The sequence below is a fragment of the Bradyrhizobium sp. MOS003 genome, assembly GCF_003020125.1.
In the GTDB taxonomy this organism is placed as follows: Bacteria; Pseudomonadota; Alphaproteobacteria; order Rhizobiales; family Xanthobacteraceae; genus Bradyrhizobium.
The window spans coordinates 142,066-168,572 of record NZ_PYFW01000005.1 but is presented as its reverse complement, the minus strand read 5'-3'; the positions used below and the strand labels follow the sequence as shown (position 1 = coordinate 168,572).

The window sequence follows — 26,507 nt, the reverse complement described above, 5'->3', positions numbered from 1 at the left end:
CCATGGATTCGAAGATCATGACCGCGCTGGGCGACCGCGTGCTGGAACTCGGGCCCAGGCCTGCGACGGACAGTGCGTACAAGAACTTCAAGCTGACGCGCGACGAGGATGGCGTTGCCTGGCTGCTATTCGACCGCGCGGACGCCAGCGCCAACACGCTGTCCTCGGACGTGGTGGAGGAGTTCGACGCCGTGCTCGCAGCGATCGAGACCGAGCGTCCGGCCGGCCTCGTCATTCGCTCCGCCAAACCATCCGGCTTCATCGCCGGTGCCGACGTCAACGAATTCCGCGGTGCCTCCGACCCCGACATGGTCGAGACACGCATCCGCGCCGCGCATGCGGTGGTCGATCATCTCGAAGCCCTGAAGCTGCCGACCGTCGCCGTGATCCACGGCTTCTGCCTCGGCGGCGGCCTCGAGGTCGCGCTCGCCTGCCAGTCGCGCATCGCGATCGACGGGGCGCGCTTCGGCTTCCCGGAGGTGATGCTCGGCCTGCATCCCGGCCTCGGCGGCACCGCGCGATTTACCGCGCTGGTCAATCCCACCCAGTCGATGGCACTGATGCTGACCGGCCGCACCATCGATGCGCGCCGCGCTAAGTCGCTCGGCCTCGTCGATACCGTGACGCAGGAGCGTCATGTCCGGGGCGCGGTGAAGGATGCACTGTTCGGCCGGCTGAAGCGGACCACGCCCGGCTTGCTCACGCTTGCAGCCAATTTCGGCTTCGTGCGCGGACTCCTGGCAAGGCGAATGCGGTCGGAGGCGGCGAAGGCGGCGTCCCGCGAACACTATCCCGCGCCTTACGCGCTGATGGACCTCTGGGCGGCCCATGGCGGCAACAAGGCCGCGATGCTGAAGGCAGAGCAGGCTTCGTTCGCCAGGCTGATGGTGACGCCGACCGCCCAGAACCTGATCCGGGTCTTCTTCTTGCGCGAGCAGATGAAGAAGGCGGCAGGCTCGGGCAACACCATCAAGCACGTTCACGTCATTGGCGCCGGAGCCATGGGCGGCGACATCGCGGCTTGGGTAGCCGGGCAGGGGCTGCGCGTCTCGCTCGCCGACATGAAGGCCGAACCGATCGCGGGCGCCGTGATGCGCGCCGCCGAACTGTTTGGCAAGATCATCCGCAAACCGACAGAGGTGCGCGACGCGCTCGATCGTCTGATCCCGGACATGGACGGAGAGGGCGTCCGCAATGCCGATCTCGTCATTGAGGCAGTTCCTGAGAAGCTCGAGCTGAAGCAGAAGGTCTATGCCGGGCTCGAGCCGCGGATGAAGCCGGGTGCCATCCTTGCCACCAACACGTCGAGCATCCCGCTTCAGGATCTGCGCACCACGTTGGCGCGGCCCGAGCGGCTGGTCGGCCTGCATTTTTTCAATCCGGTGTCGCGGCTGCAACTGGTCGAGGTCGTCAGTCACGACGGCAACGACCCACAGGTGCTGAAGGAGGCGCTGGCTTTCGTCGGCGCGATCGATCGTCTGCCGCTATCCGTGAAGAGCTCGCCGGGATTCCTCGTCAACCGGGCGTTGACGCCATACATGCTCGAAGCCATGGTGATGCTGGACGAGAAGATCGACCAGCGCCTGATCGACGCCGCGGCCGAACAGTTCGGCATGCCGATGGGGCCGATCGAACTCGCCGACCAGGTCGGGCTCGACATCTGCCTCGACGTCGGCGACATGCTGCGCACCAAGTTCGGTGATCTCTTGCCGCCCACACCCGCATGGTTGCGCGACAAAGTCGCCAGGGGCGAGCTTGGCCGCAAGACCGGCAAGGGCTTTTATACCTGGAAGGACGGCAAGGCCGAGAAGGCACCGCTCCCCGAGACCGGTCCGCGCGTCACCGACCAGATGATCGACCGGCTGGTGCTGCCGATGTCCAATGTCTGCGTGGCGGCCCTGCGCGAGGGCATCGTCGACGATCCTGATGCGGTCGACGGCGCCATGATCTTCGGTACCGGCTATGCACCGTTCCGTGGTGGTCCCCTGAATTACGCGCGCACGCGCGGCGTGGAGAATGTCGTGTCGACCTTGCGCGGGCTGGCCGGACGATTCGGCGAGCGCTTCGCGCCCGATCCGGGGTGGGCCAATTTCAAGTGAGAGCTTCAAGAGAAACCCGATGACCGAGAAGTCCGACAGCGCGCCGCGCGGCGATCTCTGCATCCGCACGCTGGCGATGCCCGCCGACACCAACGCCAATGGCGACATCTTCGGCGGCTGGCTGCTCAGCCAGATGGACGTCGGCGGCGGTGTGTTCGCATCCAAAGTCGCGAAGTCGCGCACCGTCACCGTCGCGATCGAGGCGATGAATTTTCGCAAGGCCGTCTACGTCGGCGACCTCGTCTCGGTCTATGCCAACCTCGTCCGCGTCGGCCGCACCTCTTTGACGGTGCATCTGGAAGCCTGGGCGTTGCGGCGCGGCGAGGAGCACCCGTTGCTCGTCACTGACGGCAATTTTACGTATGTCTCGATCGACGAGCACGGCCGTCCGCAGGAAGTCCGCTCGACCGAGATGCCGGTCGCGACCTAATCGCGCGCGACTTTGCGTCCCATCACACGAAGAGTTGCAGCTCGCCAAACGCGGCGCGGATGAGTCAACGCGTCGCGGCTTCGCCAACAACCAGTCATAAAACGGATGAGGTCCCGGCGTACCCATGAGCGAGTCGATTCGCGGTGGAAACCGGTTGATTTGCCCTGGGAACCAAAGGGCAGAGACGCCGTTATTTGCCCGCATTGAGGAATCTACGGGCCATGCCGGACAGCTACATCATTGAAGTGAACTCGGAGACCGCGGGCATCGTCGTTCGCGGCCAGGGCGGCTACTGCTTCTTCGCTTCGTCCCACCAATTCAATCGCCTCGAAGGCCAGTTCTTCCGCAACGCCCGCGAAGCCGAACGCGCCGCGCGCAAGCTGGTTAACGGCGATGTGAAGGAGGCGGCGTAAGCGCCGTACGCGTCATTCCCGGCCGCGCAGGCGCGGCACGGAATCGCGTTGTCGCATCACAGTTTCGTGGCGGAGCGCGACAGCAGCTTCCACTCGTCGCCCTGCTTCAGCCAGTTCATCAGGATGTGAAGGCTGTTTGTCACTTTCTGTCCGCCGGTCATCATCTCGGCCATCCAGTGGAAGCGTACGATCGCGGCGGGACCGACGATCTTGATGGTTGGATCCTTGTACGTAATCGACAGGAATTCGGTCTTGCCGTCGGTGGCGTTGGCGACGAAGGCCGCCTTGTCCTCGAGGAAGCCGCTTGAATGGCTGTAGCTCAAATCGTCCGCGCACAGCGCGTCGAGCGCCTTCGGATCGGCCGCGATCTGGGCGAGGCGAAATGCCTCGACGTTCTTTGCCACCGCCTCGTGGTCCGTCATACTATCCTCCGTCCTTGATCTTCTCGCCGCCATCGCCATAGCCGATGCCAAGCATCGGCGGTCTTAAGCACGGCGATCGAGGCCGCGTATGCCACCCCCCCCCCGGTCTGAACACCCAAAAGGGGAGGGGCAAGTCGTCACATCACAACTTCGTCGCGGCGCGCGACAGCAGCTTCCACTCGTCGCCCTGCTTCTGCCAGTTCATCAGAATGTGAAGGTTGGTCGACACTTTCTTCCCATCGGCCGCCATCTCCTGCTCGGCCATCCAGTGGAAGCGCACGATCGCGGCGGGACCGACGACCTTGATGGTGGGATCCTTGTAGTCGATCGACAGGAACTTCGACTTGCCGTCGGTGGCATTGGCGATGAAGGTCGCCTTGTCCTCGACCTTGCCGCTGGAATGGCTGTAGCTGAGATCGTCCCAGCACAGCGCGCCGAGCGCCTTCGGGTCGGCCGCGATCTGGGCGAGGCGGAAGGCCTCGACCTTTTTCGCCACCGCCTCTTCGTCTGCCGAGGCGGCAAGCGCCGGTGCGGAGAGCGCAAGCGCGGAGACGGCAAGAGTCGAAAGAGCCAGATCGCGTCGGTTGATCATCGTTTCCTCCTTTTTTGATCTTGCGAGGAGTGTTGCAGTCGCATGCAGCTTTGTCGAGTGTCGCATTGTGGTCATGTGGATGCATCATTGCGTGCACGAGAGCGTATTGATACGTCTTTCGCATTGATGCATCGCGGATTTGGGAAAGTAGAGAAATGATCGAGGCAATCGGCAGGGCGTTGTTGTTCGACATCGATGGCACGCTCGCCAACACCGACCCGCTGCATCTCAAGGCCTTCAACCAGGTGCTGGGACCGCGCGGCCATGTGTTCGATCACGAGCGCTTCTCCAGGGAGCTGCAGGGCTTCGCCAATGTCTCGATCGGCGAGCGCTTCTTGCCCGACGAAACGCCGGCGCGGCGTGCCGAGATCCTTGACGAGAAAGAAGAGGTTTTCCGAACGCTCGTGGCCGGGCAGATCGAGCCGTTGGCGGGGCTGATGGCGCTGCTGGATCGCGCGGATGCGGCCGGCATTCCCATGGTCGCCGTGACCAACGCGCCGCGTCTCAATGCCGAGCTGCTGCTTTCCGGCCTCGGCATCACGCATCGTTTCAAGGCGCTCGTGATCGGTGCCGAACTGCCGCACGGCAAGCCGCATCCGCTGCCCTATCAGGAGGGCCTGCGTTTCGTGGGTGCGAGCGCAGAGGTCTCGATCGCATTCGAGGACTCCCGCACCGGCGTCCAATCGGCCACCGCGGCCGGCATTCCGACCATCGGCGTCCGGACCAGCCTCAGCCATGCTGACCTGGTTGCAGCCGGCGCCGTCGCATCCGCCAGCGCCTTCGACGATCCGCAACTGCTCGCGCGTCTCGAGAGCGCCATGGCTTGGTAAGAGATGATGGCTTGGTAAGAGATGGCGTGGTGAGCGGCCGCATCGTTAACCGTGATCGCCGCGCGCATTGACCGAAGGCGAGAACCGCCGCACCATGTGGCTTCCTGATTTGAGGCCTTTGCCGTGACCGGACTGACCCATCGCCAAGCCGAAATCCTCAACATCGCGCGAGCCTCGGGCCGTGTCATGGTCGAAGAGCTCGCGCGCCGCTTCGAGGTCTCGGCGCAGACCATCCGCAAGGATCTCAACGACCTCTGCGAACGGAGATCGCTGACCCGCATCCATGGCGGCGCCATTATCGCCTCCGGCGTCGAAAACCTCGCCTATGAGGCGAGGCGCTTCGTCGCCGCCGACGAGAAGAAAGCGATTGGAGCTGCCGCCGCATCGCTGATCCCGAACGGCTGCTCGCTGTTCATCAACATCGGCACCACGACCGAGGAGGTCGCGAGCGCGCTGACCTCACACGAGGATCTCCTCGTCATCACCAACAACCTCAACGTTGCGATGCTGCTCTACCGCCATCCTCGCATCGAGGTCGTCGTCGCCGGCGGCACGGTGCGGCGCGCCGATGGTGCCGTGGTCGGCTCCACCGCGACGCAGCTGATCGGCCAGTTCAAGGTCGACTATGCCATCATCGGCGCGTCCGCGATCGACGAGGAGGGCGCGCTGCTCGATTTCGATTATCGCGAGGTGCAGGTCGCGCAAGCCATCATCGCCAACGCCCGCACCGTCATGCTGGTTGCGGATTCCACCAAGCTCCGCCGCAGTGCGCCGGTCCGCATCGCGCACATCACCCAAATTCAGACCTTCGTCACCGACCAGGAGCTGCCTGAGCGCCTCGCCACGATCTGCCACAGCAAGGGCATCGAGGTGATGGCCGCGATGCCGAAGGGGGCGGACATCGATGATGCACAGGCCGAGGCGCAGGATGCGGCGCCGGAAGCCGCGCCGGTGGTGCGGCTGCGATAGCGGTCTGAAACGTTTGCCATCCATCCGCGGAACCGCAGGCACCGGCGGATCATTCGCATGCCCTGCCGGCAAGCGCCATGCGAAGTTGGCTGTCTTTCAGCAACACCACGCCGCCGAGGCCTTCAGCTGACTACTAGATTCAGCTGCCCATTCCTGCATCGTATTGCCCGCCAAAAAGTTCTGCTTTCATTTCTTTCCTCCTCTCTTTCGTCTTGCTTTCGTTTTTCGGTGTGATCTAATCATAAACGAAAGTAGCCGCCCGACGGAACGGGCGGTCGCCGGGGGATGCGTCTGTTGGAGCGGATTTTCGACCTCGCCATCATTGGAGGCGGTGTTAATGGCTGTGGCATCGCGCGCGACGCGGTAGGCCGCGGAAACACGGTTTTCCTGTGCGAAATGAACGACTTGGCGAGCGGGACGTCGTCCTGGTCGACCAAGCTGGTCCATGGCGGACTGCGCTATCTCGAATATTACGAGTTCCGCCTGGTTCGCGAGGCGCTGATCGAGCGCGAGATCCTCTGGGGCATCGGGCCCCACATCATCCGCCCCCTGCGTTTCGTATTGCCGCATCACGCCGGCCTGCGCCCGGCCTGGCTGCTGCGTCTCGGCCTGTTCCTCTATGATCACATCGGCGGCCGTCATTTGCTGCCCGCGACCCGCTCCGTCGATCTCCGGCGTGACGAGGTCGGCAAGCCGCTGATCCCGAACCGCTATTCCCGCGCCTTCGAATATTCCGACTGCTTCGTCGACGACGCCCGCCTCGTCGTTCTCAATGCGCGCGATGCCGCCGACAAGGGCGCTGAGATCCGCACCCGCACCCGTGCAACGGATATCAAGCAGTCCGACGGTCTCTGGACCGTGAGCATGGTCAACACGCTGACCGGTGAGCGGTCGGAGATCCAGGCAAAGGCTCTGGTCAATGCCGGCGGCCCCTGGGTCGAGGACGTGCTCGGCCGCGGCGCCGGCGTTAATGCGAAAGCCAAGGTGCGCCTGGTGCAGGGCTCGCACATCGTGGTCAGGAAGCTCTACGACCACGACCGCGCTTACATGTTCCAGAACGCCGACGGCCGCATCATCTTCGTGATCCCGTACCAGGACGACTTCACCCTGATCGGCACCACCGACCGCGATTATGACGGCGATCCCGCCAAGGTGAAGGCGACGCCGGAGGAGATCCAGTATCTCTGCACCGCGGCGAGCGAATATCTGGCGAAGCCCGTGACGCCGGACGACGTGGTCTGGACCTATTCGGGTGTGCGGCCGCTTTATGACGACGGCGCTAGCGAAGCCAAGGCCGCGACGCGGGACTACGTTTTCGAGCTCGACACGCCCGGCGGGGTACCGCTGCTGTCGATCTATGGCGGCAAGATCACCACCTATCGCCGCCTCGCCGAGGAGGCGCTTGAGCGGCTCGCGCCCTATCTTCGCAGCGCAAAAGCGCGGGAGGGCTGGACCGGGAAATCGCCGCTGCCCGGCGGCGACATGAATGTGTCCGACATCGATGGCCTGATCGCCGAGGTGCAGCGCGGCTATCCCTTCCTCAGCCACGAGCACGCCAGGCGGCTCGCGCGAGCCTATGGCACCAAGGCCATCAAGCTGCTCGGCGATGCCAAATCGTCGGCCGATCTCGGCCAGGCCTTTGGTGCGACGCTGACCGAGCGCGAGGTCCGCTACCTCATGGCCAATGAATGGGCCATGACCGCCGAGGACATCGTCTGGCGCCGTTCCAAGCTCGGCCTGCGACTATCTGCCGACGAGATCGCTGCGCTTGACGACTGGATTGCAACCCATGCTGTGCCGCAAAGTCCCCTGCTGGAAGCGGGAGGACGCTCATGACCGTGACACTCGATCACGTGACCCGGACCGTCGACGGTGTCCAGCACATCCGCGACGTCTCGCTGACGCTCGAGAGCGGCACGCTCAACGTGCTGCTCGGGCCGACGCTGTCGGGCAAGACCTCGATCATGCGGCTGCTCGCCGGGCTCGACAAGCCGACATCGGGCAAGGTGCTGGTGAACGGCAAGGACGTCACCGGCGTCGACGTGCGCAAGCGTTCGGTCGCGATGGTCTATCAGCAGTTCATCAATTATCCCTCGCTGACGGTCTATGAGAACATTGCATCGCCGCTGCGCGTGCAGGGCAAGCCGCGTGACGAGATCGAGACGCGCGTGGCGGAGGCCGCAAGGCTGCTGCGACTCGAGCCGTTCCTTAAGAGAACGCCGCTTCAGCTCTCCGGCGGCCAGCAGCAGCGCACCGCGATGGCGCGCGCGTTGGTGAAGGGCGCCGACCTCGTGCTGCTCGACGAGCCGCTCGCCAATCTCGACTACAAGCTGCGCGAGGAGCTGCGCACCGAGCTGCCGCGCATCTTCGAAGCGTCCGGCGCGATTTTCGTCTATGCCACAACCGAGCCGACCGAAGCGCTGCTTCTGGGGGGGAACACGGTCTGCATGTGGGAGGGCCAGGCGCTGCAGATCGGCGAGACGCCCAAGGTCTATCGCCGGCCGCAGACGCTGCGCGTCGCGCAGGTGTTTTCTGATCCGCCGCTCAACCTCGTCGGTATCGAGAAGAAAAACGACTCCGTGCAATATGCGGGAGGCATCGCCGCACCGGCGTCCGGCCTCTATTCATCGCTGGCCGACGGCGCCTATCGCGTCGGCTTTCGCGCCCATCAGCTCGCGCTCGCCAATGGCGAGACCGACCGGCACGCCTTCCATGCCACGGTCACGGTGACCGAGATCACCGGTTCGGAGAGCTTCGTGCATCTGACCCGCGACGGATCGAATTGGGTGGCGGTGCTGCACGGCGTGCACGAGTTCGAGCCCGGCCAGATGCTCGACGCCGTGCTCGATCCCAACGACGTTTTCGTCTTCGATGCCGCCGACCGTCTGGTCGCGGCTCCAAGCATAGCGTTTTCAAGCGAAGCGCGTAGCGGTTCGCGTGAAGAAAACGCGTCAACCAATAAAAGCTCGTGAGGGAGATGCGACATGGCCCGCATTGACCTCGTCGATCTCGCCCACTCCTACGGCGGCAACGACTCGCCGCAGGAGAGCTTTGCGCTGAAGCCGGTGACCATGACCTGGCGGCAGGGCGGCGCCTACGCGCTGCTGGGGCCGTCAGGCTGCGGCAAGACCACGCTCTTGAACGTCATCTCCGGCATCATCACGCCGTCGCGGGGGAAAATCCTGTTCGACGGCGAGGACATCACACCGCTGTCAACCCAGAAGCGCAACATCGCCCAGGTGTTCCAATTCCCGGTGATCTACGACACCATGACGGTGGGGCAGAACCTGGCGTTTCCGCTGAAGAACCGCGGCGTGCCGAAGGCCGAGATCGACAAGCGCGTCGCCGAGATCGGCCGCCTGCTCGACCTCGAACCCTATCTGAACCGCAAGGCGACGCGGCTCACGGCCGACGCCAAGCAGAAGATCTCGCTCGGCCGTGGTCTCGTCCGCTCCGACGTCGCCGCCGTGCTGTTCGACGAGCCGCTGACCGTGATCGATCCCGAACTGAAATGGCAGCTGCGCTCCAAGCTGAAGGCCCTGCATCGCGAGCTCGACCTGACGATGATCTACGTCACCCACGACCAGACTGAGGCGCTGACCTTCGCCGACACGGTCGTCGTCATGCATGACGGCCGCGTGGTGCAGAGCGGCACGCCGGCCGAGCTGTTCGACAAGCCGGCGCACACCTTCGTCGGCTATTTCATCGGCTCGCCCGGCATGAACATCATTCCGGCCGAGGTCAGGGGCCGCGAGGCCAGGATCGGCGGCCACGTCATCGCGCTGAACCGCAGCTATGACGCTCTGCCGGCGGGCGCGAAGGTCGAGATCGGCGTGCGCCCCGAATTCGTCGAGGTCGTCGCGCCTGCGCCCGGTCTGCTTACGGCGAAGATCGAGCGCATCGACGATCTCGGCCGCATCCGTTTTGCGCGTGCGCGTCTCGGCGATGCAAAACTCGCCGCGCGTGCGCCGGCCGGCTTCACCAGCCCGGACGGCGCGGCCGGGCTGAAATTCGATCCGTCGTACGTCCACGTCTATGCCGACAGCCTTCTGGTGGAGGGAACCGCCTGATGGACAAGACCGTCAACCAAAAAGCCTGGTTCCTGGTGCTGCCGGTGTTCCTGGTCGTCGCCTTCTCGGCGGTGCTGCCGCTGATGACGGTGGTGAACTATTCGATGCAGGATACCTTCGGCAACAACCAGTTCTTCTGGAACGGCGTCGGCTGGTTCAAGGAGCTGCTCGATCCCTCGACCGACCTCGGCGGTCGCTTCCTCGCCTCGCTCGGCCGCAATTTGTTCTTCTCGCTGGTGATCCTCGCCATTGAAGTCCCGCTCGGCATCGTCATCGCGCTGTCGATGCCGCGCCAGGGCTGGACGGTCGCGGCCTGCCTCGTGATCCTCGCACTGCCGTTGCTGATTCCGTGGAACGTGGTCGGCACGATCTGGCAGATCTTTGGCCGTCCCGATATCGGTCTGATGGGCTATGTCCTCAACCACATCGGTCTCGATTATAATTACGTCTCCAACGACATCGATGCCTGGGTCACCGTCATCGTGATGGACGTCTGGCACTGGACCAGCCTCGTCGCGCTGCTCTGTTATGCCGGCTTGAAGTCGATCCCCGAGGCCTATTATCAGGCGGCGCAAATCGACGGCGCCTCGCGCTGGGCCGTGTTCAAGGCGATCCAGCTGCCCAAGATGAACCGCGTGTTGCTGATCGCGGTGCTGCTGCGCTTCATGGACAGCTTCATGATCTATACCGAGCCGTTCGTCGTCACCGGCGGCGGGCCCGGCAACTCCACGACCTTCGTGTCGATCGAGCTGGTCAAGATCGCGCTCGGCCAGTTCGACCTCGGCAAGGCCGCGGCGCTCTCGCTGGTCTATAACCTCATCATCCTGATCGTCTGCTGGATCTTCTACACCGTCATGACCAATGCGGGCTCCGAGCGGAAGCAGCAGGAAGGAGCCGTGTGATGCACTCGATTCCCGGCCGCCGCCTCATCATGGCGCTGTTCCTGATCTTCCTGCTGTTGCCGATCTACTGGCTCGTCAACATGAGCTTCAAGACCAACGCCGAGATCGTCTCGTCGATGACGCTGTGGCCACACACGCCGACGCTGCAGCATTACAAGCGCATCTTCACCGACGAGAGCTGGTATTCCGGCTACATCAACTCGCTGGAATACGTCGTTCTCAACACCATCATCTCGATCTCGGTGGCGCTGCCGGCGGCTTACGCGTTCTCGCGGTACCGCTTCCTTGGCGACAAGCACCTGTTCTTCTGGCTGTTGTCGAACCGCATGGCGCCGGCGGCGGTCTATGCGCTGCCGTTCTTCAACCTCTATTCGGCGATCGGGCTGTTCGATACGCCCTGGGCGGTGGCGCTCGCGCATTGCATCTTCAACGTGCCCTTGGCGGTGTGGATTCTCGAAGGCTTCGTCTCCGGTGTACCGCGCGAGATCGACGAGACCGCCTTCCTCGATGGTTATTCGTTTCCGCGCTTCTTCATCAAGATCCTGGTGCCGCTGATCGCGAGCGGCATCGGCGTTGCCGCCTTCTTCTGCTTCATGTTCTCGTGGGTCGAGTTGCTGCTCGCGCGCACGCTGACTTCGGTGTCGGCCAAGCCGATCGCCGCGATCATGACGCGCACGGTGTCGGCGGCCGGCATGGACTGGGGCCTGTTGGCTGCCGCCGGCGTGCTCACCATCATTCCGGGCGCGCTCGTGATCTGGTTCGTCCGCAATTACATTGCGAGCGGTTTCGCGCTCGGTCGCGTCTGAAAGGGAGGCTCTCATGGAATCGATCGCATGGATGGCCTGGACGCTGCCGACGGCGATCTTCTTCGCCGCGCTCGCCTGCACGCTCGCGGCCATGACTTACCTTGCCGCGGTCTATCCCGAAGCCGAGCGCGTCGGTGTGCTGCGCATCCCCACCACGCGCGGCGACCGCCTGTTCATCTCGCTGATCACGGCGGCCGTGATTCATCTGCTCTGGATCGGCCTCGTCGGCACCGATGCGGTCGCTACGCTGCCGATTGGCGAGGAAGGTTTTGAGATTTCGAGCCTGTGGCTCGCATCAGGGATTTCGCTGGCCACGGCCGTGCTCATTTTCCGCACGGTCTGACGCTCGCGAAGGAACGGCCAGACCCGGGGGAAATCCGGGTCTGTATAAAAGTTTGTCGCTGCAACGGAGGAACAACATGCGACAGTTTAGGAGAAGGGAACGTCCATTGATCAAGAATAACTTGCTGACCATGTCCAGCGCCGCCGCGCTTATTGCGGTGTCGTTCGCCGTCTCGGCGCCGGTCCGCGCCGCCGACGACGCCGCGATCCAGAAGTGGATTGCGGAATTCCAACCCTCGACGCTGTCGAAGGAAGACCAGAAGAAGGAACTGGAGTGGTTCGCCAAGGCTGCCGAACCGTTCAAGGGCATGGAGATCAACGTCGTCTCCGAGACGATCACGACCCACGAATACGAGGCGCAGACGCTGGCGAAAGCGTTCTCCGAACTCACCGGGGTCAAGCTCAAGCACGACCTCATCCAGGAAGGTGACGTCGTCGAGAAGCTGCAGACCCAGATGCAGTCGGGCAAGAACGTCTATGACGGCTGGATCAACGATAGCGACCTGATCGGCACGCACTTCCGCTACGGCCAGACCGTCGCGCTGTCGGACTACATGACCGGCGAGGGCAAGGACGTCACCGACCCCATGCTGGACGTCAACGACTTCATCGGCAAGTCGTTCGGCACCGCGCCGGACGGCAAGCTCTATCAGTTGCCGGACCAGCAGTTCGCGAACCTTTATTGGTTCCGCTACGACTGGTTCACCAACCCCGACTACAAGGCCAAGTTCAAGGCCAAGTATGGCTATGAGCTCGGCGTGCCCGTGAACTGGTCGGCCTATGAGGACATCGCCGAGTTCTTCACCAACGACATCAAGGAGATCAACGGCGTCAAGGTCTACGGCCATATGGACTATGGCAAGAAAGACCCCTCGCTCGGATGGCGCTTCACCGACGCCTGGCTGTCGATGGCCGGCAACGGCGACAAGGGCATTCCGAACGGTCTGCCGGTCGACGAGTGGGGCATCCGCATGGAAGGCTGCCGTCCGGTCGGCTCCTCGGTAGAGCGTGGTGGCGACACCAATGGTCCGGCCGCGGTCTACTCGATCACCAAGTACCTCGAGTGGATGAAGAAGTACGCTCCGCCGCAGGCCCAGGGCATGACCTTCTCCGAGTCGGGTCCGGTGCCGGCGCAGGGCAATATCGCCCAGCAGATGTTCTGGTACACCGCCTTCACCGCCGACATGGTTAAGCCGGGCATCGCCGTGATGAACGCGGACGGTACGCCGAAATGGCGTATGGCTCCGTCGCCGCACGGCGCGTACTGGAAGGAAGGCATGAAGCTCGGCTACCAGGACGCCGGCTCGCTCACGCTCTTGAAGTCGACCCCGGCTGACCGCCGCAAGGCGGCCTGGCTCTATCTGCAGTTCATCGTCTCCAAATCGGTGAGCCTGAAGAAGAGCCATGTCGGTCTCACCTTCATCCGTGAATCCGACATCTGGGACAAGTCGTTCACCGAGCGCGCTCCGAAGCTCGGCGGCTTGATCGAGTTCTACCGCTCGCCCGCGCGCGTGCAGTGGACCCCGACCGGCAACAACGTGCCCGACTATCCGAAGCTCGCGCAGCTGTGGTGGCAGAACATCGGCGATGCGTCGTCCGGTGCGAAGACGCCGCAGGCCGCGATGGATGCTCTTGCGGCCGCTCAGGACTCCGTCATGGAGCGCCTGGAGAAGTCCAACGTTCAGGGCGCCTGCGGCCCGAAGCTCCACAAGAAGGAGAAGCCGGAATACTGGTACGCGAAGGCCGAGAAGGACGGCACCATCGCGCCCCAGCGCAAGCTCGCCAACGAGAAGCCGAAGGGCGAGACGGTCGATTACGACACCCTGATCAAGTCGTGGCCGGCCCAGCCCCCGAAGCGGGCGGAAGCGAAGTAGACGGCGCTTAAGGCCATAAAATGCGAAAGGCCGGGAGCGATCCCGGCCTTTTTTCTTTCGTTGGAGGACAACTGCCGCCACATCGTCATTGCGAGCGAAGCGAAGCAATCCAGAGTCTTTCCGCAGAGGCAATCTGGATTGCTTCGTCGCTTCGCTCCTCGCAATGATGGAGGATGAAGCAGCGCAGGCTTACTCCGCCGGCTGTGCCGCCAGCGTCGGGTAATCCGTGTAACCTTTGGCGCCGCCGCCGTAGAACGTGTTCTTGTCCCAGTCGTTCAGCGGCGCACCCGCCTTCAGCCGCTCGACCAGATCGGGGTTGGAGATGAACGGCTTTCCAAAGGCGATGAGGTCGGCCGCATTGGCGTCGAGGACCTTGGTGGCGAGATCGAAATCATAGCCGTTGTTGGCGACATAGGCGCCGGCGAAGCGCTTGCGCAAGCTCGCATAGTCGAACGGCGCGATGTCGCGCGGCCCGCCCGTGGCGCCCTCGACGACGTGGAGATAGACCAGCTTGAGCGCGGCCAGGCCATCGACGATGTGGTCGTACAGCGCCTGCGGGTTGGAATCCGAGATGTCGTTGGCCGGTGTCACCGGCGATATGCGGATACCGGTGCGGTCGGCGCCGGCCTCGGCCGCGACGGCCTTGGAGACCTCCAGCATCAGCTTCGCGCGGTTTTCGATGGAGCCGCCATAGGCGTCGGTGCGCTTGTTGGTGCCATCCTTGGCGAACTGCTCGAGCAGATAGCCGTTGGCGCCATGGATCTCAACGCCGTCGAAGCCGGCCTCCAGCGCGTTCTTCGTGGCGCGCTTGAAATCGTCGATGATTTCAGGAATTTCGGAGAGCTCGAGCGCGCGGGGCTCGGAGACGTCGGCGAAGCCGCCGTTAACGAAGGTCTTGCCCTTGGCGCGGATCGCGCTCGGCGCGACCGGGGCTGCGCCACCCGCCTGCAGATCGACATGCGAGATGCGGCCGACGTGCCAGAGCTGGATGTAGATCTTGCCGCCGCGCTCATGGACGCGGTCGGTGACCTTGCGCCAGCCGGCGACCTGGTCCTTGGAATAGATGCCGGGCGTGTCCTGGTAACCCTGGCCCTGTTGAGATACTTGGCTTGCTTCGGTGATCAGGAGGCCTGCGGAGGCGCGCTGGCCGTAATAGTCGGCCGCAAGCGCGCCGGGCACGAATGTGCCGGGCACGGCGCGGTTGCGCGTCAGCGGAGCCATTACGAGGCGATTGGCCAGCGTGATCGGGCCGAGCTTGTAGGTCTCAAACAATTTGGTCGAACGGCTCATGGGAAATGCTTCCAGGCGGTGAGAGGTCACGAACACTTGTGCATCGCGGCATCCAGCGCAAGAGATGAGCCATACGGAAAGTGCAGGCGAGCTACGCGGCAGGGACCGCGTAGCATAATTCATGTGCAATTCCGGCTGCGGCAGCTGATTCCGACTGCCGCGGCCGTGCGATTTCCAAAATCAGTTCGCGCCCAGGAAATCGCGCTTGCCGATCTCGACGCCGTTGTGGCGCAAGATGCCGTGCGCGGTCGCGGCATGGAAATAGAAGTTCGGCAGCGAGAACGCGCTGAGGAATTGCTGGCCCTTCATCGTGGTGGTCTTGTCGGGGCCGGACGGGAAGGTGACGTCCTTGGTCTCGGCGCCCTCGAACTGCTCGGGCTTGAACGACTTCACATAGTCGATGGTCTTCGCCAGCCGCTGCTTCAACTCTTCGAAGGTCTTTTCGGTGTCGGGATTCGACGGCACCTCGCTATGTGTCAGCCGTGCACAGCCCTTGGTGGCGAAATCGCTGACGAGCTGGATCTGCTTTGACAGCGGCAGCATGTCCGGAAACAGGCGGGAGCCGAGCAGCACGCTCGGGTCGATCTTTTTCGCCGCGCAATGCGCCTCGGCTTTGGTGAGCAGGCCGGTGAGGCTGTTCAGCATTTGCAGGTACGCGGGAACGACGGCGTCGTAAAAGGACATGTGATGCTCGCTGGAATGGATGGGAATCTCAGGAGAAAACCTGAGCCACTCACATGGGAGCCTCATGGAAAAATACAATCTTGGAATCGGCTTCTGAGGGGTGAAAGTTCTACCGCACCGCCGCCGCCGGCTGCGCCTGCGCCGTGCCGCCGCGCATGCGCGCCAGTAGCTCGGCGGTCGGCCACGAATCGGCCGGCAGGCCATACTTGATCTGCATCGCCTTGACGGCGGCGCGGCTCTGCTGGCCCAGCACGCCGTCGACCTTGCCGACATTGAAGCCGGCGCGCACCAGCAGCTGCTGCAACTCCTTGAGCTCGTGGAACGGCAGTTGTGCCACCGGTTGGGCCGGCTTGCGCATGGGGGCGGCGCCCGCAATGCGCGAGGCGAGATAGCCCGCCGTGGTCGAATAGATCAGCGAGTTATTCCACTCGGTGTAGGCGGCGAAATTCGCATAGGCCATGAAGGCCGGGCCAAAGCGCCCCATCGGCAGCAGCACGGAGGCCGCGAGATTGTCGTTCGGCAAGGGACGGCCGTCGGGATAAGTCACCCCTAACTGCGCCCATGTCGAGCGCGGCTCTCGCACCGTGAGATCGGTCTTATCCCACGGCAAGTTTTGCGGCACCTTGATCTCTTCCAGCCACGGCTCGCCACGCCGCCACTTCAGGCCGTTGGCGATGTAGTTCGCGGTCGAGCCGATCACGTCGGCCGGCGAGCGCAACAGGTCGCGCCGTCCGTCGCCGTCGTAGTCGACGGCGTAGTTGACGTAATGCACGGGCAGGAACTGGGTCTGGCCGAGCTCGCCGGCCCAGGAGCCGATCATCTCGTCGGGATGTAGATCGCCGCGGTCGATGATCTTCAGCGCTGCGATGGTCTCGCCCACGAACATCTCCGAGCGGCGGCAGTCATAGGCGAGCGACACCAGCGATTTCAGCGTCGGCAGATTGCCCATGTTGGCGCCGAAGTCGCTCTCCAGCCCCCAGAACGCGGCGATCACCGCCGGCGGCACACCATATTCCTTTTCCGCGCGCGAGAATGCGGCGGCGTATTGCTTGATGTGCTGCTGCCCATTCTGCATGCGATAGGGCGCCGCCATGCGGCCGGCGAATTCGGTGAAGAGCTGGCCGAACACACGCTGGCCGCGGTCGCGGTTGACGATGCCCTGGTCGTAGACGAGATAGGGCGAAGCCTCCGCGATCGTCCGCTGCGACACGCCGGCGGCCACAGCCTGTTGCTTCACATCGGCCAGGAAGCGATCGAAGCTCGCGCCATTGTGGCATGAGGCGGCGCGGGGGGAGGGCGCGGTTGCCTTGGGGGCAGCGGGCTTGGCGGGGGGCGGCATGAGCTGGGCAGAGGCGGGAGCGCACAGCGCAGCGAAAGCAACGGCCGCGATCGCAAGTCGGGTCTGGAGCATGAAGTTTCCGGCGGGGAGGGGACGCTTGGATTCTGACCGAAGTTTAATGGAAGTACGGTGCGCAAACCAGTGCCGCGGCTCCGCGACGCACCTTGAAACCTTGCAGCTGGGGCAGGGTCATCCCTACCTCATGACTGCCGGCCTGCTGGCGCTTCCAGCCTGCTGCGGCCGGTCCAGGAGACGGCCATGAACTATTTTCGTACCGCAATGCTGCTCGCAGGCCTCACCGCCCTGTTTATGGGCGTCGGCTATCTGATCGGCGGCGCCTCCGGTGCCATGATCGCACTCGTCATTGCCGCGGCGACCAATCTTTTCACCTACTGGAACTCCGACCGCATGGTGCTCTCGATGTACGGCGCCCATGAGGTCGATCGTTCGACCGCGCCGGAGCTGGTCGGGCTGGTCGCGGAACTCGCGGGCCGGGCGGGCTTGCCGATGCCGCGTGTGTTCCTGATGGACGAGGCACAGCCGAACGCGTTCGCGACCGGACGAAACCCGCAAAATGCCGCGGTGGCCGTCACCACTGGCCTGATGCGCCAGCTCAGCCGCGAGGAGCTCGCCGGCGTGATCGCGCACGAACTCGCCCATATCAAGAATCACGACACGCTGCTGATGACGATCACTGCGACCATCGCCGGCGCGATCTCGATGCTGGCGCAATTCGGCATGTTCTTCGGCGGCAATCGCGAGAACAACAATGGTCTCGGCATCGTCGGCTCGATCCTGATGATGATCCTCGCTCCGCTCGGCGCCATGCTGGTGCAGATGGCGATCAGCCGCACCCGCGAATATGCGGCAGACAATCTCGGTGCGCGCATTGCCGGGCAGCCGATGTGGCTGGCTTCCGCGCTGGTCAAGATCGAGGGGGCCGCGCATCAGGTGACGAATACCGAGGCCGAGCGAAACCCCGCGACGGCGCACATGTTCATCATCAATCCGCTGTCGGGCCATGGCGTCGACAATCTGTTCGCCACCCATCCCTCGACGCAGAACCGCATCGCGGCGCTTCAGCAGCTTGCGGCGGAGCTGGGCGCGCGGGCGGCGCCGTCACTCGGCGCCAACGAGAACTATCCGCCGCGCAGCCCCTGGGGACGCTCGTCCTCGCGTGGTCCTTCACGCGGCCCCTGGGGCTGATACGGAGGCCGGCAATTTGCGGCCGGCTTTGTGACCTGGCGCACACAGGATGGTCGGAGCCGGTGCTAACACCCGGGCGAAACACTTCCTTCGAAAGGGGATGAGTGACCGGCCCGCTGCCGGTCACCGTCGAAGATGACTAGAGCTGCCGTACCATTCCTGATCGTCCTATGCGTGCTTGTCGGCCTGTCCACCCACATGGTCGTCAATTGCGGCGACGAGGACGATCCCGACATCTGCTCGGCCGTGATCGGCTTCTCGCCGCTGCGCGGTTCGCTGATCGCCTTTGCCTATGAGGGGCGTGGACGGATCGCGCTGCGCCATGGCGACTTCAGGCGGGCGGCCGCCGATTTCGACGAGGCCATTCACCTCAATCCCAACCGCGCCTCGCTCTATCGCGACCGCGCGCTCGCGCGCCGGCTGAACGGCGACCTCGAGCTCGCCATCGCCGACTATGACGAGGCGATCGCGCATGATCCCAAGCTCGCGGCGCCCTATCACCAGCGAGGTCTCGCGCTCGCCGCCACCGGCGACCTCGATCGCGCCATCCTGAGCTACAACACGGCGGTCCGCCTCGACCCCTCGGATGCGCAGGCCCGCCTCGACCGTGGCCTTGCGTTTCTCGCCCGTGGCCAGGCCGACGACGCGCGCGCCGATTTCGAGGCGGCGCTGGCGCTGCCGGCGGGCAAGGACGGCCGCTCGCACGAGGTCGCACGTGCCAGGCTCGCCGAGCTTTCGAATATCGAGCCGACCCAAATCGCCGCGCCGAGACAATGAGAATGGGCCTCTCCTCTCGCGGTTCTTACCGGGAGAGGTGAATGGCGCCGGTGGCGACTATTTCGCCTTCTTCGCTTTGGCCTTCGTCGCCTTCTTCGGCTTGTCCTTTGCCTTCTTCTCCGCCTTCACCGCAATCGGCGTGCTAGCGGCAAGCCGCATTGATCGCGCGTAGCTGTCGGCGACGTTGTCGGCGGACATCTGCAAGCGCTTGGCGGCGGCGGTGGCCTGCTCCATGGTGGCCTTGGCCATCATCTTGAAGCGCTCGCCGGTCTCCTTGCTCTTGGCCTTGGCCGCCAGGCCGTTGAAGCGATCCCGCCGCTCCTTGGCGCGGGTCATCAGGCCCGTATGCAGCTGTCTGGCCAGTTGCCGGATCACGACATCCAGGTCGGCGTCCGCCATGTTGTTCTATCCTCTTCGAAAAACGGTATCGATGCGGGCGGGACTATGCAGATCGGGCCTCGCCTTGGCAATTCCCGGCCGGGCGTCATCCGCAGCTTCCGGTTACCAAAACAAAAAAAGCCGCGCATTTCGCGCGGCTCTTTGGTTGACCTCGCCAAGGCAGTTCTACGTTTGCCTCACTTCAGCGAGGCGACCGGGCCGCTTGCCGCCGCCGGCTCCGGGTCGAAGCCGAACACGCCGACCAGATATTTGTAATAGTCCGGCATCTTCTCCTTGAGCGTCTCGCGCGATTTCGGATCGTGGAATTCGCTTTTTCCAGCCAGGAAGATGCTGGCGGTCACGGCAAAGAACTCCATGGGATTCTTCAGCGCGTAGGATTCCTTGGGCAGCAGATCCTTGGATTTGGCGAGGGCGAAGTAGGTGATCACACCCTTGTTGGCGTAGCCGTCCGGCAACAGGCGCGCATGATAGGCGTGCAGCAGCTCGTGCAGCAGCACGGCTTCCTTCTCATAGCGCATCATGTCCGGCCGCAGCATGATCACGCCGAGTCCGGAATCGACCGCGAGGTCGACGGCATTCGGATTGCTCCAGCGCTGCTTGCTGGGGTCCCAGACCGTCAGGGTCCGGGGGGCGGTGCGCTGGATGTCGGGCGTGACCCTGCCGTAACAGGCGGTCGCGGCGCCTTCGTCGAGACAGGCGAGCTCGCTGGCGACGATCGGGACGGTGTGGAAGAAGCGCAGCACGCGCGGCGAGAGGCCGACGTTTTCGACGACGTCGATCTGGCTCTTCAGATTCGCGGTTAGCTTGTCGACGTCCTTGCGGTCGGAGTTCTCCGTCAGGTCGAACATGTAGCCGCGGTAGCTCTGGAAGCCGGGCGGCAATGGCTGGGCCGTGCCGGCGGTCTCGGGAGAGCCGGCTCGGGATGGACTGGCGAAGAGCGCGCCGACAATGGTTGCGGTCAGCAGCAACGCAATGCGCATGATGAACCCCCTGATGTCACTTCGCCCGGCAGGATAGGCCGCCGTTGTTTGCGAAAAGTGAGTGGGGCAACACTAAGGCACCGATGTTGAGGCGTGCTTAACCGTTGGTTGCAGATCGCGGCGGGGGATTAGGGCGGGGTTAACCAAGGAGGGTATCCGGGCCCGGCGCTTCGGCGTAACATCCGGTCCGGGTACAAAGCCCCCATCGATAGCCGGGAGGAGGAATTCATGTATGCCGCCATCCGTCAGGCCAAGGCAAAGAGCGGGAGCGCCGAGGAGCTGGCGCGCCGCATCAAGGACGGCGCCGTTCCGATCATCAGTGACGTCGACGGCTTCCGCGCCTATTACGTCGTCTATGCCGGCGACGACACGGTCACCGCGATCTCGATCTTCGACAAGTTCGAGCAGGCGGAGGAGGCGAACCGGCGCGCGATCGCCTGGATCGAGAAGGATCTGGGGTCGTTGCTCGCCGGGCATGCGAGTGCCGCTGCGGGGCCGGTGATCGTGCATACGCTGGCGTAGCGATTGGACCGCTTGAGCTGCAATGTCGGTTTCTCGTGCCCCGACGCAGCACAGCGCGTCCTCGGCCGTGCGCTGCAGAGCCGGGGCCCACACGGCGCAGCATGCGTGGCTCGCTGGGTCCCGGCTCTGCGCAGCAACGCGAAGTGAGTTGCAGCGCGTCCTGGACACGAGAACTCCAGCTCCTCACAGCTCCCGTGCATTCGAGAAGGCGAAGCTCGACACCCTTCGCGTCGTCTCGTCCAAAATCAGCGTGCGCGTGATCGGCGGCTCGGCGCGCTGGGCGCAGTTTTCGCGCTCGCAGAGGCGGCAGTTGACGCCGATCGGAGTGCCCTCGGTCTTCTCGAGGTCCATGCCGGCGGCGTAGACGAGGCGTGAGGCGTGGCGGATCTCGCAGCCCAGGCCGATGGCGAAGCGCGGCTGCGGCAGGGGATGCGGTGCGACGGGGCGGCGCACCATCTGCGCGATCGAGAAATAGCGCGTGCCGTCGGACAGCTCGATGACCTGCTTGAGCAGGCGATCAGGCGTGTCGAAGGTCGAGTGCACGTTCCAAAGCGGGCAGGTGCCGCCGAATTTCGAGAACGGGAACGTGCCCGAGGAAAATCGCTTCGAGACGTTGCCGGCATTGTCGACGCGCAGCAGGAAGAACGGAATTCCGCGCGCATTCGGCCGCTGCAGCGTGGTGAGGCGATGGCAGACCTGCTCGAAGCCGGAATTGAAGCGCTGCGCCAGCAAATGGATATCGTAGCTCAAGGCCTCGGCCGCGGCCAGGAACGCCAGATAGGGCATCATCACGGCCGCCGCAAAATAGTTGGCGAGCGTAATGCGGAACAGACGCCGCGGCGTGTCGTCGAGCGGGCCGGCACGGCCGATGATGCTCTCCAGGGCCTGCGCGCATTCCCCTAAGCCGAGCTGGAAGGCGAGCTGGAAGGCGCGGCCGGGCGGATCGACCAGCTCGGAGATCAGTAACTGGCGGCGATGGCGATCGAAACGCCGCAGTGTCTCGCGCATCACGTCGACCGGCATGACGCGGGTCTGGATCGAATGCTTTTCACGTAAGCGTGCCGCGAGCGCTGCGTAGAGCCCCTCGGCCGGGACGTTCAGCTCATCGCGAAGAGCCTCTGCGGCCTGCTCCAGCTCCGGAAAATAGTTGCGGTTGGCCTCGATCAGCTCCCGTACGCGCTCGACCGGATTGGCCTCATAGCGCGTGCCGACGTCGCGGTCGGCCATCTGCGCTGCCGCCAGCGTCTCGCCCTGGCGCGCCTCGGTATAGGCGGCGTAGAGCCGCTGCAGCGCGTGGGTCACGCCCGGGCAGAGCTCGGCGAGGTCGCGCAGCTCCTGCTTGGGTACGTCGATCTGGCGGAACAGCGGATCGGAGAAGATTTCGTTCAGCTCGGCGAAGAAGCGGTCCTCGTCTGCAGTGGCGAGGTCACGCAGGTCGAGGTCGTAGGTTTCGGCCAGCCGCAGCAGGATCTGCGCGGTCACTGGACGCTGGTTGCGTTCGATCAGGTTGACATAGCTCGGCGAGATCCCGAGCCCCTCGGCCATTTGGGTCTGTGACAGCCCCAATTGCTGCCGGATCCTCCGGAAGCGTGGACCGACGAACAGCTTCTTCCCGGATTCGGCGGCCATTTTCGGGTCTCCAAGCGACATTAAGGACAGACTTGCTGCCCTATTTGTTACAAGATTTACAAAATAACAGCTAATACATGTTCTTATGTTACATGACATCACCATTCAACTACAAGGCCTCTATACGAACTTCCCTTTCTCGCGTTTAGCTCAGGACACGCATTTCGCAATGCACTGTCAAAAATGTCGACGATAAGCTGTTGCTTGTCGTCCGCGAAAGGATCGATCAGATGAACTACCAGCCCCGCGGCATCAGCACCCTCCAGGGCCCGTCCTCCTATCTGGATGAGGTCAAGGCGGCCCAGGCGCTCCTCGAGACCCAGCCCACCTGGAATGGGGTGACGGCCGAGCATGTCGCGCGCATGCGCCTGCAGAACCGTTTCAAGACCGGCCTCGACGTCGCCCGCTACACCGCGGCGCTGATGCGGGCCGACATGGCGGCTTACGACAAGGACCCGACCAAATACACGCAGTCGCTGGGCTGCTGGCACGGCTTCATCGCCCAGCAGAAGCTGATCTCGGTCAAGAAGCACTTCGGCGGCAAGACCGATCGCACCTACCTGTATCTCTCGGGCTGGATGATCGCGGCGCTGCGCTCCGAGTTCGGCCCGCTGCCCGACCAGTCGATGCACGAGAAGACTTCGGTGCCGGCGCTGATCGAGGAGCTCTACACCTTCCTGCGCCAGGCGGATTCCCGTGAGCTCAACGACATCTTCCGTCTGCTCGACAAAGCCCGCAAGGAAGGCGACAAGACCCGCGAGCAGGAGCTGATCGCGAAGATCGACAACTTCCAGACCCATGTCGTCCCCGTCATCGCCGACATCGACGCCGGCTTCGGCAACGCGGAAGCGACCTATCTGCTCGCCAAGAAGATGATCGAGGCGGGCGCCTGCGCGCTGCAGATCGAGAACCAGGTCTCGGACGAGAAGCAGTGCGGTCACCAGGACGGCAAGGTCACCGTGCCGCACGAGGTCTTCATCGCGAAGATCCGTGCCTGCCGCCACGCCTTCCTCGAGCTCGGCGTCGAAGACGGCGTCATCGTGACCCGCACCGACTCGCTCGGCGCTGGCCTGACCCAGCAGATCGCGGTCAGCCACAAGCCCGGTGACATCGGCGACCAGTACAACAGCTTCCTGGATTGCGAGGAAATCACCGCGGAGAACGCCCGCAACGGCGACGTCATCATCAACCGCAACGGCAAGATGATGCGTCCGAAGCGGCTGCCCTCGAACCTCTACCAGTTCCGTCCCGGCACCGGCGAAGACCGCTGCGTGCTCGACAGCATCACCTCGCTGCAGAACGGCGCGGACCTGCTCTGGATCGAGACCGAGAAGCCGCATATCGAGCAGATCGCCAAGATGGTCGATCGCATCCGCAAGGTGATTCCGAACGCCAAGCTGGCCTACAACAACTCGCCGTCGTTCAACTGGACCCTCAACTTCCGTTGGCAGGTCTACGACGCGATGAAGGAAGCCGGCAAGGACGTCAGCAAGTACAACCGTGCCGAGCTGATGAAGCCGGAATACGACGATACGCCGCTGGCGCAGGAAGCCGACGAGCGCATCCGCACCTTCCAGGCGGATTCGGCCAAGCGTGCCGGCATCTTCCATCACCTGATCACGCTGCCGACCTATCACACGGCCGCGCTGTCCACCGACAACCTCGCCAAGGAATATTTCGGCGACCAGGGCATGCTCGGCTACGTCAAGAACGTCCAGCGTCAGGAGATCCGTCAGGGTATCGCCTGCGCCAAGCACCAGAACATGGCCGGCTCCGACATCGGCGACGACCACAAGGAGTACTTCGCCGGCGAGGCTGCCCTGAAGGCGGGCGGTGCGCACAACACGATGAACCAGTTCGGCTAACGCATCACGTTATCCAAGAGGAGACTGACAATGACCAAAGGCAGCAATTTCTGGGTGATCGGCGGCGAGTTCGGTTCGATGAACTTCCACAAGCTCGTGGAAGGCTCGGCCCAGGTGCAGGGTCCGTTCAAGACCCGCACGGAGGCCGAGGACGCCTGGCGCACTGTCTCGGAAGAGAACCGCCACAAGGCCGGCGTCCGCTTCTCCATCGTGGAAGAGCCGTCGCGCGTCTCGGCCTGAAAGGCCCGACTGGCGACCTGAATCAAGAAGACGTCCAAGGACCGATGGTCCCATCCAGGCTCTGCCTGGGTGGGACCGTCTGCTTTTGGCACAGGTCAATCGCCTGTGGGTGCCGTAAGTCTCTGGAATTGCGGACCCTTTGCGGAGGGTGTGGTTGCTGATAGGTTAATGGGGAAAGTCGAGGACGAGGCCGACAATGTCAGAGCCCGAAACCAGCGGGACCCATCCCGGCCAGCCGCGCCCGGTGCGGCTGCGCGACGCGCTGCTGCGCGCGCGGATCGAGGCCGCCGACCGGACCGGCGTCGTCGTCGATCTCAGGGACGCGGAGGTGGCGCGGCTCGAGATCCTCAACGACGCGCTCGATCCCCTGTTCGCGCAGGTGCCCGACAGGATCGACCTGTTCGACCGCGGTATCAGCCAGGGCGATACGCCGAGACTCTGGATCGACGTCGTCGCCCACATCGTGATGGGACGCGACAAGCGGCAGTACCGCTTCGTCCAGGACACCCGCTTCGGCCGCATCGTGCTTGCCGAATCGCATGACACCGTCGTCATCGTCGAGGCCGTCACCGATTATGTCGCGCGCCGGATGGTCGAGCGAGAGCATGCGATGGTGGTTCCGCCCGAACCGAAGCCCGAGGTCGCGCCGCCACCGCCGCGCCGCTCGCGCCTGTGGCCGTTCGTGTTCGGTTTCGTGCTAGGTGCGGCGGCGCTGTTCGGCCTCGCCGTGCTGGCGGCCCTGCGGAGCTGGTGAATTCTCTCTCCGCCGTCATTGCGAACGAAGCGAAGCAATCCAGAGTGCTTCCACGGGAAGGATTCCTGGATTGCTTCGCTTCGGTGCAGTGACAGCCCGACTAAATCAACCTCACATGCTTGATCTGCCCGATCTGAAATCCCGTCCCGAGGCTCCGCACCGTCTGCTCGCAGCGCCAGCCGGAATTGTCCTTCTCGATACTGAACAGGTTATACGCCGCGGCCGGGTAGTGGCCGTGTGCGAGCGCGGAGGCCGAGGGCACGCCGAGCACGGGAATATTGCCGTTGGGGCCTTCGACCCATATGGTCGAATGAACGTGGTCGTGCCCGTGCAGGACCAGCTCGACGCCGTGGCGCTTCAACAGCGCCAGCAATTCCGGCGCGTCCGTCATCCGCTTCTGGCGTGCGTCGGACTTCAGCGGATGATGCACCAGCAGCACGCGGAAGACGTCCTCGGCCGCGAGCCGTTCGAGCACGGTTGCGAGGGCGGCGAGCTGATCGGGTCCGAGCGTGCCCGTCGCCATCAGCGGCAGGGTCGGCACTGCCGTGGACAGGCTGATCAGCGCGAGCGGCCCGCGCCGGCGCACGGATGGAAAGCCGATGCCGCCGTCGTCGCCGGCGAGATAGGGCGCAAACGTCTCACTGAAGCGATGCGAGGTGGCGCGGACATAGGCGTCGTGATTGCCGGGAATCGTGGTGACGCGGTCGGGCGGGCCGACGCCCTCGAGCCAGGCGCGGGCAGGGGCGAACTCGGCTTCCAGCGCGAGGTTGACGAGATCGCCTGTCACCGCGATGTGGTCGGGCGCCTGCGCCTTCATGTCGGTGACCAACGCGTCGAGCACCTCGCGGCGCTGGTACTTGTGGCGGTTGCGCGTCCAGTTGACGTAGCCGAGCAAGCGCTTGCCGGCGAGCTCGATCAGCCGCGGCTTCGGCAAGGGCGCCAGATGCGGATCGGACAGATGGGCGAGCGTGAAGGGGGCCGACGTGTTGGGAGTCATGGCGCGCGATTGCCTCGCTATTGCTTTGCTGTAATGGCAAGCTCGCGAGGCCAGTGCAAGCGGGGCCCGAACAGCA

27 protein-coding genes are annotated in these 26,507 nt (G+C 64.0%); 18 read left to right on the top strand and 9 right to left on the bottom strand.

Annotation, left to right across the window (positions count from 1 at the left end; translation table 11 throughout):
• Window positions 1-2: 2 nt before the first annotated feature.
• The 3 genes from C7G42_RS22950 (at window position 3) to C7G42_RS22940 (ending at window position 2,942) form a co-directional block, all read left to right on the top strand.
• A complete protein-coding gene (locus tag C7G42_RS22950; protein WP_199581081.1) occupies window positions 3-2,099 on the top strand; it encodes a 3-hydroxyacyl-CoA dehydrogenase NAD-binding domain-containing protein in 2,097 nt (698 codons plus the stop codon).
• A 19-nt stretch (window positions 2,100-2,118) separates the two neighbouring features.
• Complete coding sequence (locus C7G42_RS22945; RefSeq protein ID WP_106951215.1) at window positions 2,119-2,529, top strand: acyl-CoA thioesterase; 411 nt, start codon at window positions 2,119-2,121, stop codon at window positions 2,527-2,529.
• A gap of 221 nt (window positions 2,530-2,750) precedes the next feature.
• Window positions 2,751-2,942 (top strand): hypothetical protein, encoded by a 192-nt coding sequence (locus C7G42_RS22940; RefSeq protein WP_106951214.1) that lies wholly within the window; start codon window positions 2,751-2,753, stop codon window positions 2,940-2,942.
• 56 nt (window positions 2,943-2,998) lie between these two features.
• On the opposite strand, the gene C7G42_RS22935 is transcribed toward C7G42_RS22940, so the two are convergent.
• Window positions 2,999-3,403 (bottom strand): nuclear transport factor 2 family protein, encoded by a 405-nt coding sequence (locus C7G42_RS22935; RefSeq protein ID WP_245427914.1) that lies wholly within the window; start codon window positions 3,401-3,403, stop codon window positions 2,999-3,001.
• A gap of 103 nt (window positions 3,404-3,506) precedes the next feature.
• Window positions 3,507-3,956: a nuclear transport factor 2 family protein gene (locus C7G42_RS22930; RefSeq protein WP_106951213.1), complete on the bottom strand. Its 450-nt coding sequence runs from the start codon at window positions 3,954-3,956 to the stop codon at window positions 3,507-3,509.
• A 155-nt stretch (window positions 3,957-4,111) separates the two neighbouring features.
• Between C7G42_RS22930 and C7G42_RS22925 the strand changes: the two genes are divergently transcribed.
• The 9 genes from C7G42_RS22925 (at window position 4,112) to C7G42_RS22885 (ending at window position 13,749) form a co-directional block, all read left to right on the top strand.
• Window positions 4,112-4,786: an HAD family hydrolase gene (locus tag C7G42_RS22925; protein ID WP_106951212.1), complete on the top strand. Its 675-nt coding sequence runs from the start codon at window positions 4,112-4,114 to the stop codon at window positions 4,784-4,786.
• A gap of 123 nt (window positions 4,787-4,909) precedes the next feature.
• Window positions 4,910-5,755, top strand: coding sequence for a DeoR/GlpR family DNA-binding transcription regulator (locus C7G42_RS22920; RefSeq protein ID WP_106951211.1), 846 nt, complete (start codon window positions 4,910-4,912; stop codon window positions 5,753-5,755).
• A gap of 285 nt (window positions 5,756-6,040) precedes the next feature.
• Entirely contained in the window at window positions 6,041-7,591 is a 1,551-nt protein-coding gene (gene glpD / locus C7G42_RS22915) for a glycerol-3-phosphate dehydrogenase (RefSeq protein ID WP_106951210.1), read from the top strand.
• Window positions 7,588-8,727, top strand: coding sequence for an ABC transporter ATP-binding protein (locus C7G42_RS22910; protein WP_106951209.1), 1,140 nt, complete (start codon window positions 7,588-7,590; stop codon window positions 8,725-8,727). The genes glpD and C7G42_RS22910 overlap by 4 nt, the downstream gene beginning before the upstream one ends.
• 12 nt (window positions 8,728-8,739) lie before the next feature.
• On the top strand, window positions 8,740-9,825 hold the full coding sequence (locus C7G42_RS22905; RefSeq protein ID WP_106951208.1) for an ABC transporter ATP-binding protein: 1,086 nt from the start codon (window positions 8,740-8,742) through the stop codon (window positions 9,823-9,825).
• The gene (locus C7G42_RS22900; RefSeq protein WP_106951207.1) at window positions 9,825-10,727 is read left to right on the top strand and encodes a carbohydrate ABC transporter permease; all 903 of its coding nucleotides are present in this window, start codon (window positions 9,825-9,827) and stop codon (window positions 10,725-10,727) included. Before C7G42_RS22905 ends, C7G42_RS22900 begins: the two co-directional genes overlap by 1 nt.
• On the top strand, window positions 10,727-11,533 hold the full coding sequence (locus tag C7G42_RS22895; protein WP_106951458.1) for a carbohydrate ABC transporter permease: 807 nt from the start codon (window positions 10,727-10,729) through the stop codon (window positions 11,531-11,533). Before C7G42_RS22900 ends, C7G42_RS22895 begins: the two co-directional genes overlap by 1 nt.
• Window positions 11,534-11,546: 13 nt before the next feature.
• On the top strand, window positions 11,547-11,876 hold the full coding sequence (locus C7G42_RS22890) for a DUF2160 domain-containing protein (RefSeq protein WP_106951206.1): 330 nt from the start codon (window positions 11,547-11,549) through the stop codon (window positions 11,874-11,876).
• A 130-nt stretch (window positions 11,877-12,006) separates the two neighbouring features.
• On the top strand, window positions 12,007-13,749 hold the full coding sequence (locus C7G42_RS22885) for an ABC transporter substrate-binding protein (RefSeq protein WP_199581107.1): 1,743 nt from the start codon (window positions 12,007-12,009) through the stop codon (window positions 13,747-13,749).
• 189 nt (window positions 13,750-13,938) lie between these two features.
• Here the strand turns inward: C7G42_RS22885 and C7G42_RS22880 are convergent, their stop codons facing one another.
• From C7G42_RS22880 to C7G42_RS22870, 3 genes are all read right to left on the bottom strand, one after another.
• Window positions 13,939-15,039 (bottom strand): alkene reductase, encoded by a 1,101-nt coding sequence (locus C7G42_RS22880; protein ID WP_106951204.1) that lies wholly within the window; start codon window positions 15,037-15,039, stop codon window positions 13,939-13,941.
• Window positions 15,040-15,219: 180 nt separating this feature from the next.
• Window positions 15,220-15,723: a DUF1993 domain-containing protein gene (locus C7G42_RS22875; RefSeq protein WP_106951203.1), complete on the bottom strand. Its 504-nt coding sequence runs from the start codon at window positions 15,721-15,723 to the stop codon at window positions 15,220-15,222.
• 109 nt (window positions 15,724-15,832) lie between these two features.
• Window positions 15,833-17,134, bottom strand: coding sequence for a lytic murein transglycosylase (locus tag C7G42_RS22870; RefSeq protein WP_106951202.1), 1,302 nt, complete (start codon window positions 17,132-17,134; stop codon window positions 15,833-15,835).
• A 186-nt stretch (window positions 17,135-17,320) separates the two neighbouring features.
• Here C7G42_RS22870 and htpX point away from each other — a divergent pair, with 186 nt between their 5' ends.
• Both htpX and C7G42_RS22860 read left to right on the top strand, forming a co-directional pair.
• On the top strand, window positions 17,321-18,268 hold the full coding sequence (htpX, locus tag C7G42_RS22865; protein WP_106951201.1) for a zinc metalloprotease HtpX: 948 nt from the start codon (window positions 17,321-17,323) through the stop codon (window positions 18,266-18,268).
• A gap of 135 nt (window positions 18,269-18,403) precedes the next feature.
• Window positions 18,404-19,045: a tetratricopeptide repeat protein gene (locus tag C7G42_RS22860; protein ID WP_106951200.1), complete on the top strand. Its 642-nt coding sequence runs from the start codon at window positions 18,404-18,406 to the stop codon at window positions 19,043-19,045.
• A 57-nt stretch (window positions 19,046-19,102) separates the two neighbouring features.
• On the opposite strand, the gene C7G42_RS22855 is transcribed toward C7G42_RS22860, so the two are convergent.
• Window positions 19,103-19,444: a hypothetical protein gene (locus tag C7G42_RS22855; protein WP_106951199.1), complete on the bottom strand. Its 342-nt coding sequence runs from the start codon at window positions 19,442-19,444 to the stop codon at window positions 19,103-19,105.
• Between the two features lie 176 nt (window positions 19,445-19,620).
• Complete coding sequence (locus C7G42_RS22850) at window positions 19,621-20,424, bottom strand: hypothetical protein (RefSeq protein ID WP_106951198.1); 804 nt, start codon at window positions 20,422-20,424, stop codon at window positions 19,621-19,623.
• Window positions 20,425-20,652: 228 nt separating this feature from the next.
• On the opposite strand from C7G42_RS22850, the gene C7G42_RS35420 reads away from it, so the two are divergent.
• Complete coding sequence (locus C7G42_RS35420; protein WP_045005289.1) at window positions 20,653-20,946, top strand: antibiotic biosynthesis monooxygenase; 294 nt, start codon at window positions 20,653-20,655, stop codon at window positions 20,944-20,946.
• 183 nt (window positions 20,947-21,129) lie between these two features.
• Here C7G42_RS35420 and C7G42_RS22840 read toward each other — a convergent pair whose 3' ends face one another.
• The gene (locus C7G42_RS22840; RefSeq protein ID WP_106951197.1) at window positions 21,130-22,575 is read right to left on the bottom strand and encodes a helix-turn-helix domain-containing protein; all 1,446 of its coding nucleotides are present in this window, start codon (window positions 22,573-22,575) and stop codon (window positions 21,130-21,132) included.
• Window positions 22,576-22,805: 230 nt separating this feature from the next.
• On the opposite strand from C7G42_RS22840, the gene C7G42_RS22835 reads away from it, so the two are divergent.
• The 3 genes from C7G42_RS22835 (at window position 22,806) to C7G42_RS22825 (ending at window position 25,434) form a co-directional block, all read left to right on the top strand.
• Window positions 22,806-24,440: an isocitrate lyase gene (locus tag C7G42_RS22835; RefSeq protein WP_106951456.1), complete on the top strand. Its 1,635-nt coding sequence runs from the start codon at window positions 22,806-22,808 to the stop codon at window positions 24,438-24,440.
• 30 nt (window positions 24,441-24,470) lie between these two features.
• Entirely contained in the window at window positions 24,471-24,680 is a 210-nt protein-coding gene (locus C7G42_RS22830; protein ID WP_094975753.1) for a DUF4170 domain-containing protein, read from the top strand.
• A 196-nt stretch (window positions 24,681-24,876) separates the two neighbouring features.
• Window positions 24,877-25,434 carry a hypothetical protein gene (locus tag C7G42_RS22825; RefSeq protein WP_106951196.1) on the top strand — a complete coding sequence of 186 codons (558 nt, stop codon included), beginning with the start codon at window positions 24,877-24,879 and terminating at the stop codon, window positions 25,432-25,434.
• A 100-nt stretch (window positions 25,435-25,534) separates the two neighbouring features.
• On the opposite strand, the gene C7G42_RS22820 is transcribed toward C7G42_RS22825, so the two are convergent.
• Window positions 25,535-26,431 carry a metallophosphoesterase family protein gene (locus tag C7G42_RS22820; protein ID WP_106951195.1) on the bottom strand — a complete coding sequence of 299 codons (897 nt, stop codon included), beginning with the start codon at window positions 26,429-26,431 and terminating at the stop codon, window positions 25,535-25,537.
• Window positions 26,432-26,507: the final 76 nt, after the last annotated feature.

Bases quoted from the DNA above. Each gene is read 5' to 3' on its own strand.
- C7G42_RS22905 (WP_106951208.1), top strand. From the start codon at position 8,740: ATGGCCCGCATTGACCTCGTCGATCTCGCCCACTCCTACGGCGGCAAC.
- C7G42_RS22895 (WP_106951458.1), top strand. From the start codon at position 10,727: ATGCACTCGATTCCCGGCCGCCGCCTCATCATGGCGCTGTTCCTGATC.
- C7G42_RS22850 (WP_106951198.1), bottom strand. From the start codon at position 20,424: ATGCGCATTGCGTTGCTGCTGACCGCAACCATTGTCGGCGCGCTCTTC.
- C7G42_RS22930 (WP_106951213.1), bottom strand. From the start codon at position 3,956: ATGATCAACCGACGCGATCTGGCTCTTTCGACTCTTGCCGTCTCCGCG.
- C7G42_RS22890 (WP_106951206.1), top strand. From the start codon at position 11,547: ATGGAATCGATCGCATGGATGGCCTGGACGCTGCCGACGGCGATCTTC.
- C7G42_RS22840 (WP_106951197.1), bottom strand. From the start codon at position 22,575: ATGGCCGCCGAATCCGGGAAGAAGCTGTTCGTCGGTCCACGCTTCCGG.
- C7G42_RS22870 (WP_106951202.1), bottom strand. From the start codon at position 17,134: ATGCTCCAGACCCGACTTGCGATCGCGGCCGTTGCTTTCGCTGCGCTG.
- C7G42_RS22860 (WP_106951200.1), top strand. From the start codon at position 18,404: ATGACTAGAGCTGCCGTACCATTCCTGATCGTCCTATGCGTGCTTGTC.
- glpD (WP_106951210.1), top strand. From the start codon at position 6,041: ATGCGTCTGTTGGAGCGGATTTTCGACCTCGCCATCATTGGAGGCGGT.
- C7G42_RS22820 (WP_106951195.1), bottom strand. From the start codon at position 26,431: ATGACTCCCAACACGTCGGCCCCCTTCACGCTCGCCCATCTGTCCGAT.
- C7G42_RS22880 (WP_106951204.1), bottom strand. From the start codon at position 15,039: ATGAGCCGTTCGACCAAATTGTTTGAGACCTACAAGCTCGGCCCGATC.
- C7G42_RS22935 (WP_245427914.1), bottom strand. From the start codon at position 3,403: ATGGCGATGGCGGCGAGAAGATCAAGGACGGAGGATAGTATGACGGAC.
- C7G42_RS22950 (WP_199581081.1), top strand. From the start codon at position 3: ATGGATTCGAAGATCATGACCGCGCTGGGCGACCGCGTGCTGGAACTC.
- htpX (WP_106951201.1), top strand. From the start codon at position 17,321: ATGAACTATTTTCGTACCGCAATGCTGCTCGCAGGCCTCACCGCCCTG.
- C7G42_RS22925 (WP_106951212.1), top strand. From the start codon at position 4,112: ATGATCGAGGCAATCGGCAGGGCGTTGTTGTTCGACATCGATGGCACG.
- C7G42_RS22940 (WP_106951214.1), top strand. From the start codon at position 2,751: ATGCCGGACAGCTACATCATTGAAGTGAACTCGGAGACCGCGGGCATC.
- C7G42_RS22830 (WP_094975753.1), top strand. From the start codon at position 24,471: ATGACCAAAGGCAGCAATTTCTGGGTGATCGGCGGCGAGTTCGGTTCG.
- C7G42_RS35420 (WP_045005289.1), top strand. From the start codon at position 20,653: ATGTATGCCGCCATCCGTCAGGCCAAGGCAAAGAGCGGGAGCGCCGAG.
- C7G42_RS22835 (WP_106951456.1), top strand. From the start codon at position 22,806: ATGAACTACCAGCCCCGCGGCATCAGCACCCTCCAGGGCCCGTCCTCC.
- C7G42_RS22910 (WP_106951209.1), top strand. From the start codon at position 7,588: ATGACCGTGACACTCGATCACGTGACCCGGACCGTCGACGGTGTCCAG.
- C7G42_RS22885 (WP_199581107.1), top strand. From the start codon at position 12,007: ATGTCCAGCGCCGCCGCGCTTATTGCGGTGTCGTTCGCCGTCTCGGCG.
- C7G42_RS22825 (WP_106951196.1), top strand. From the start codon at position 24,877: ATGTCAGAGCCCGAAACCAGCGGGACCCATCCCGGCCAGCCGCGCCCG.
- C7G42_RS22875 (WP_106951203.1), bottom strand. From the start codon at position 15,723: ATGTCCTTTTACGACGCCGTCGTTCCCGCGTACCTGCAAATGCTGAAC.
- C7G42_RS22900 (WP_106951207.1), top strand. From the start codon at position 9,825: ATGGACAAGACCGTCAACCAAAAAGCCTGGTTCCTGGTGCTGCCGGTG.
- C7G42_RS22855 (WP_106951199.1), bottom strand. From the start codon at position 19,444: ATGGCGGACGCCGACCTGGATGTCGTGATCCGGCAACTGGCCAGACAG.
- C7G42_RS22945 (WP_106951215.1), top strand. From the start codon at position 2,119: ATGACCGAGAAGTCCGACAGCGCGCCGCGCGGCGATCTCTGCATCCGC.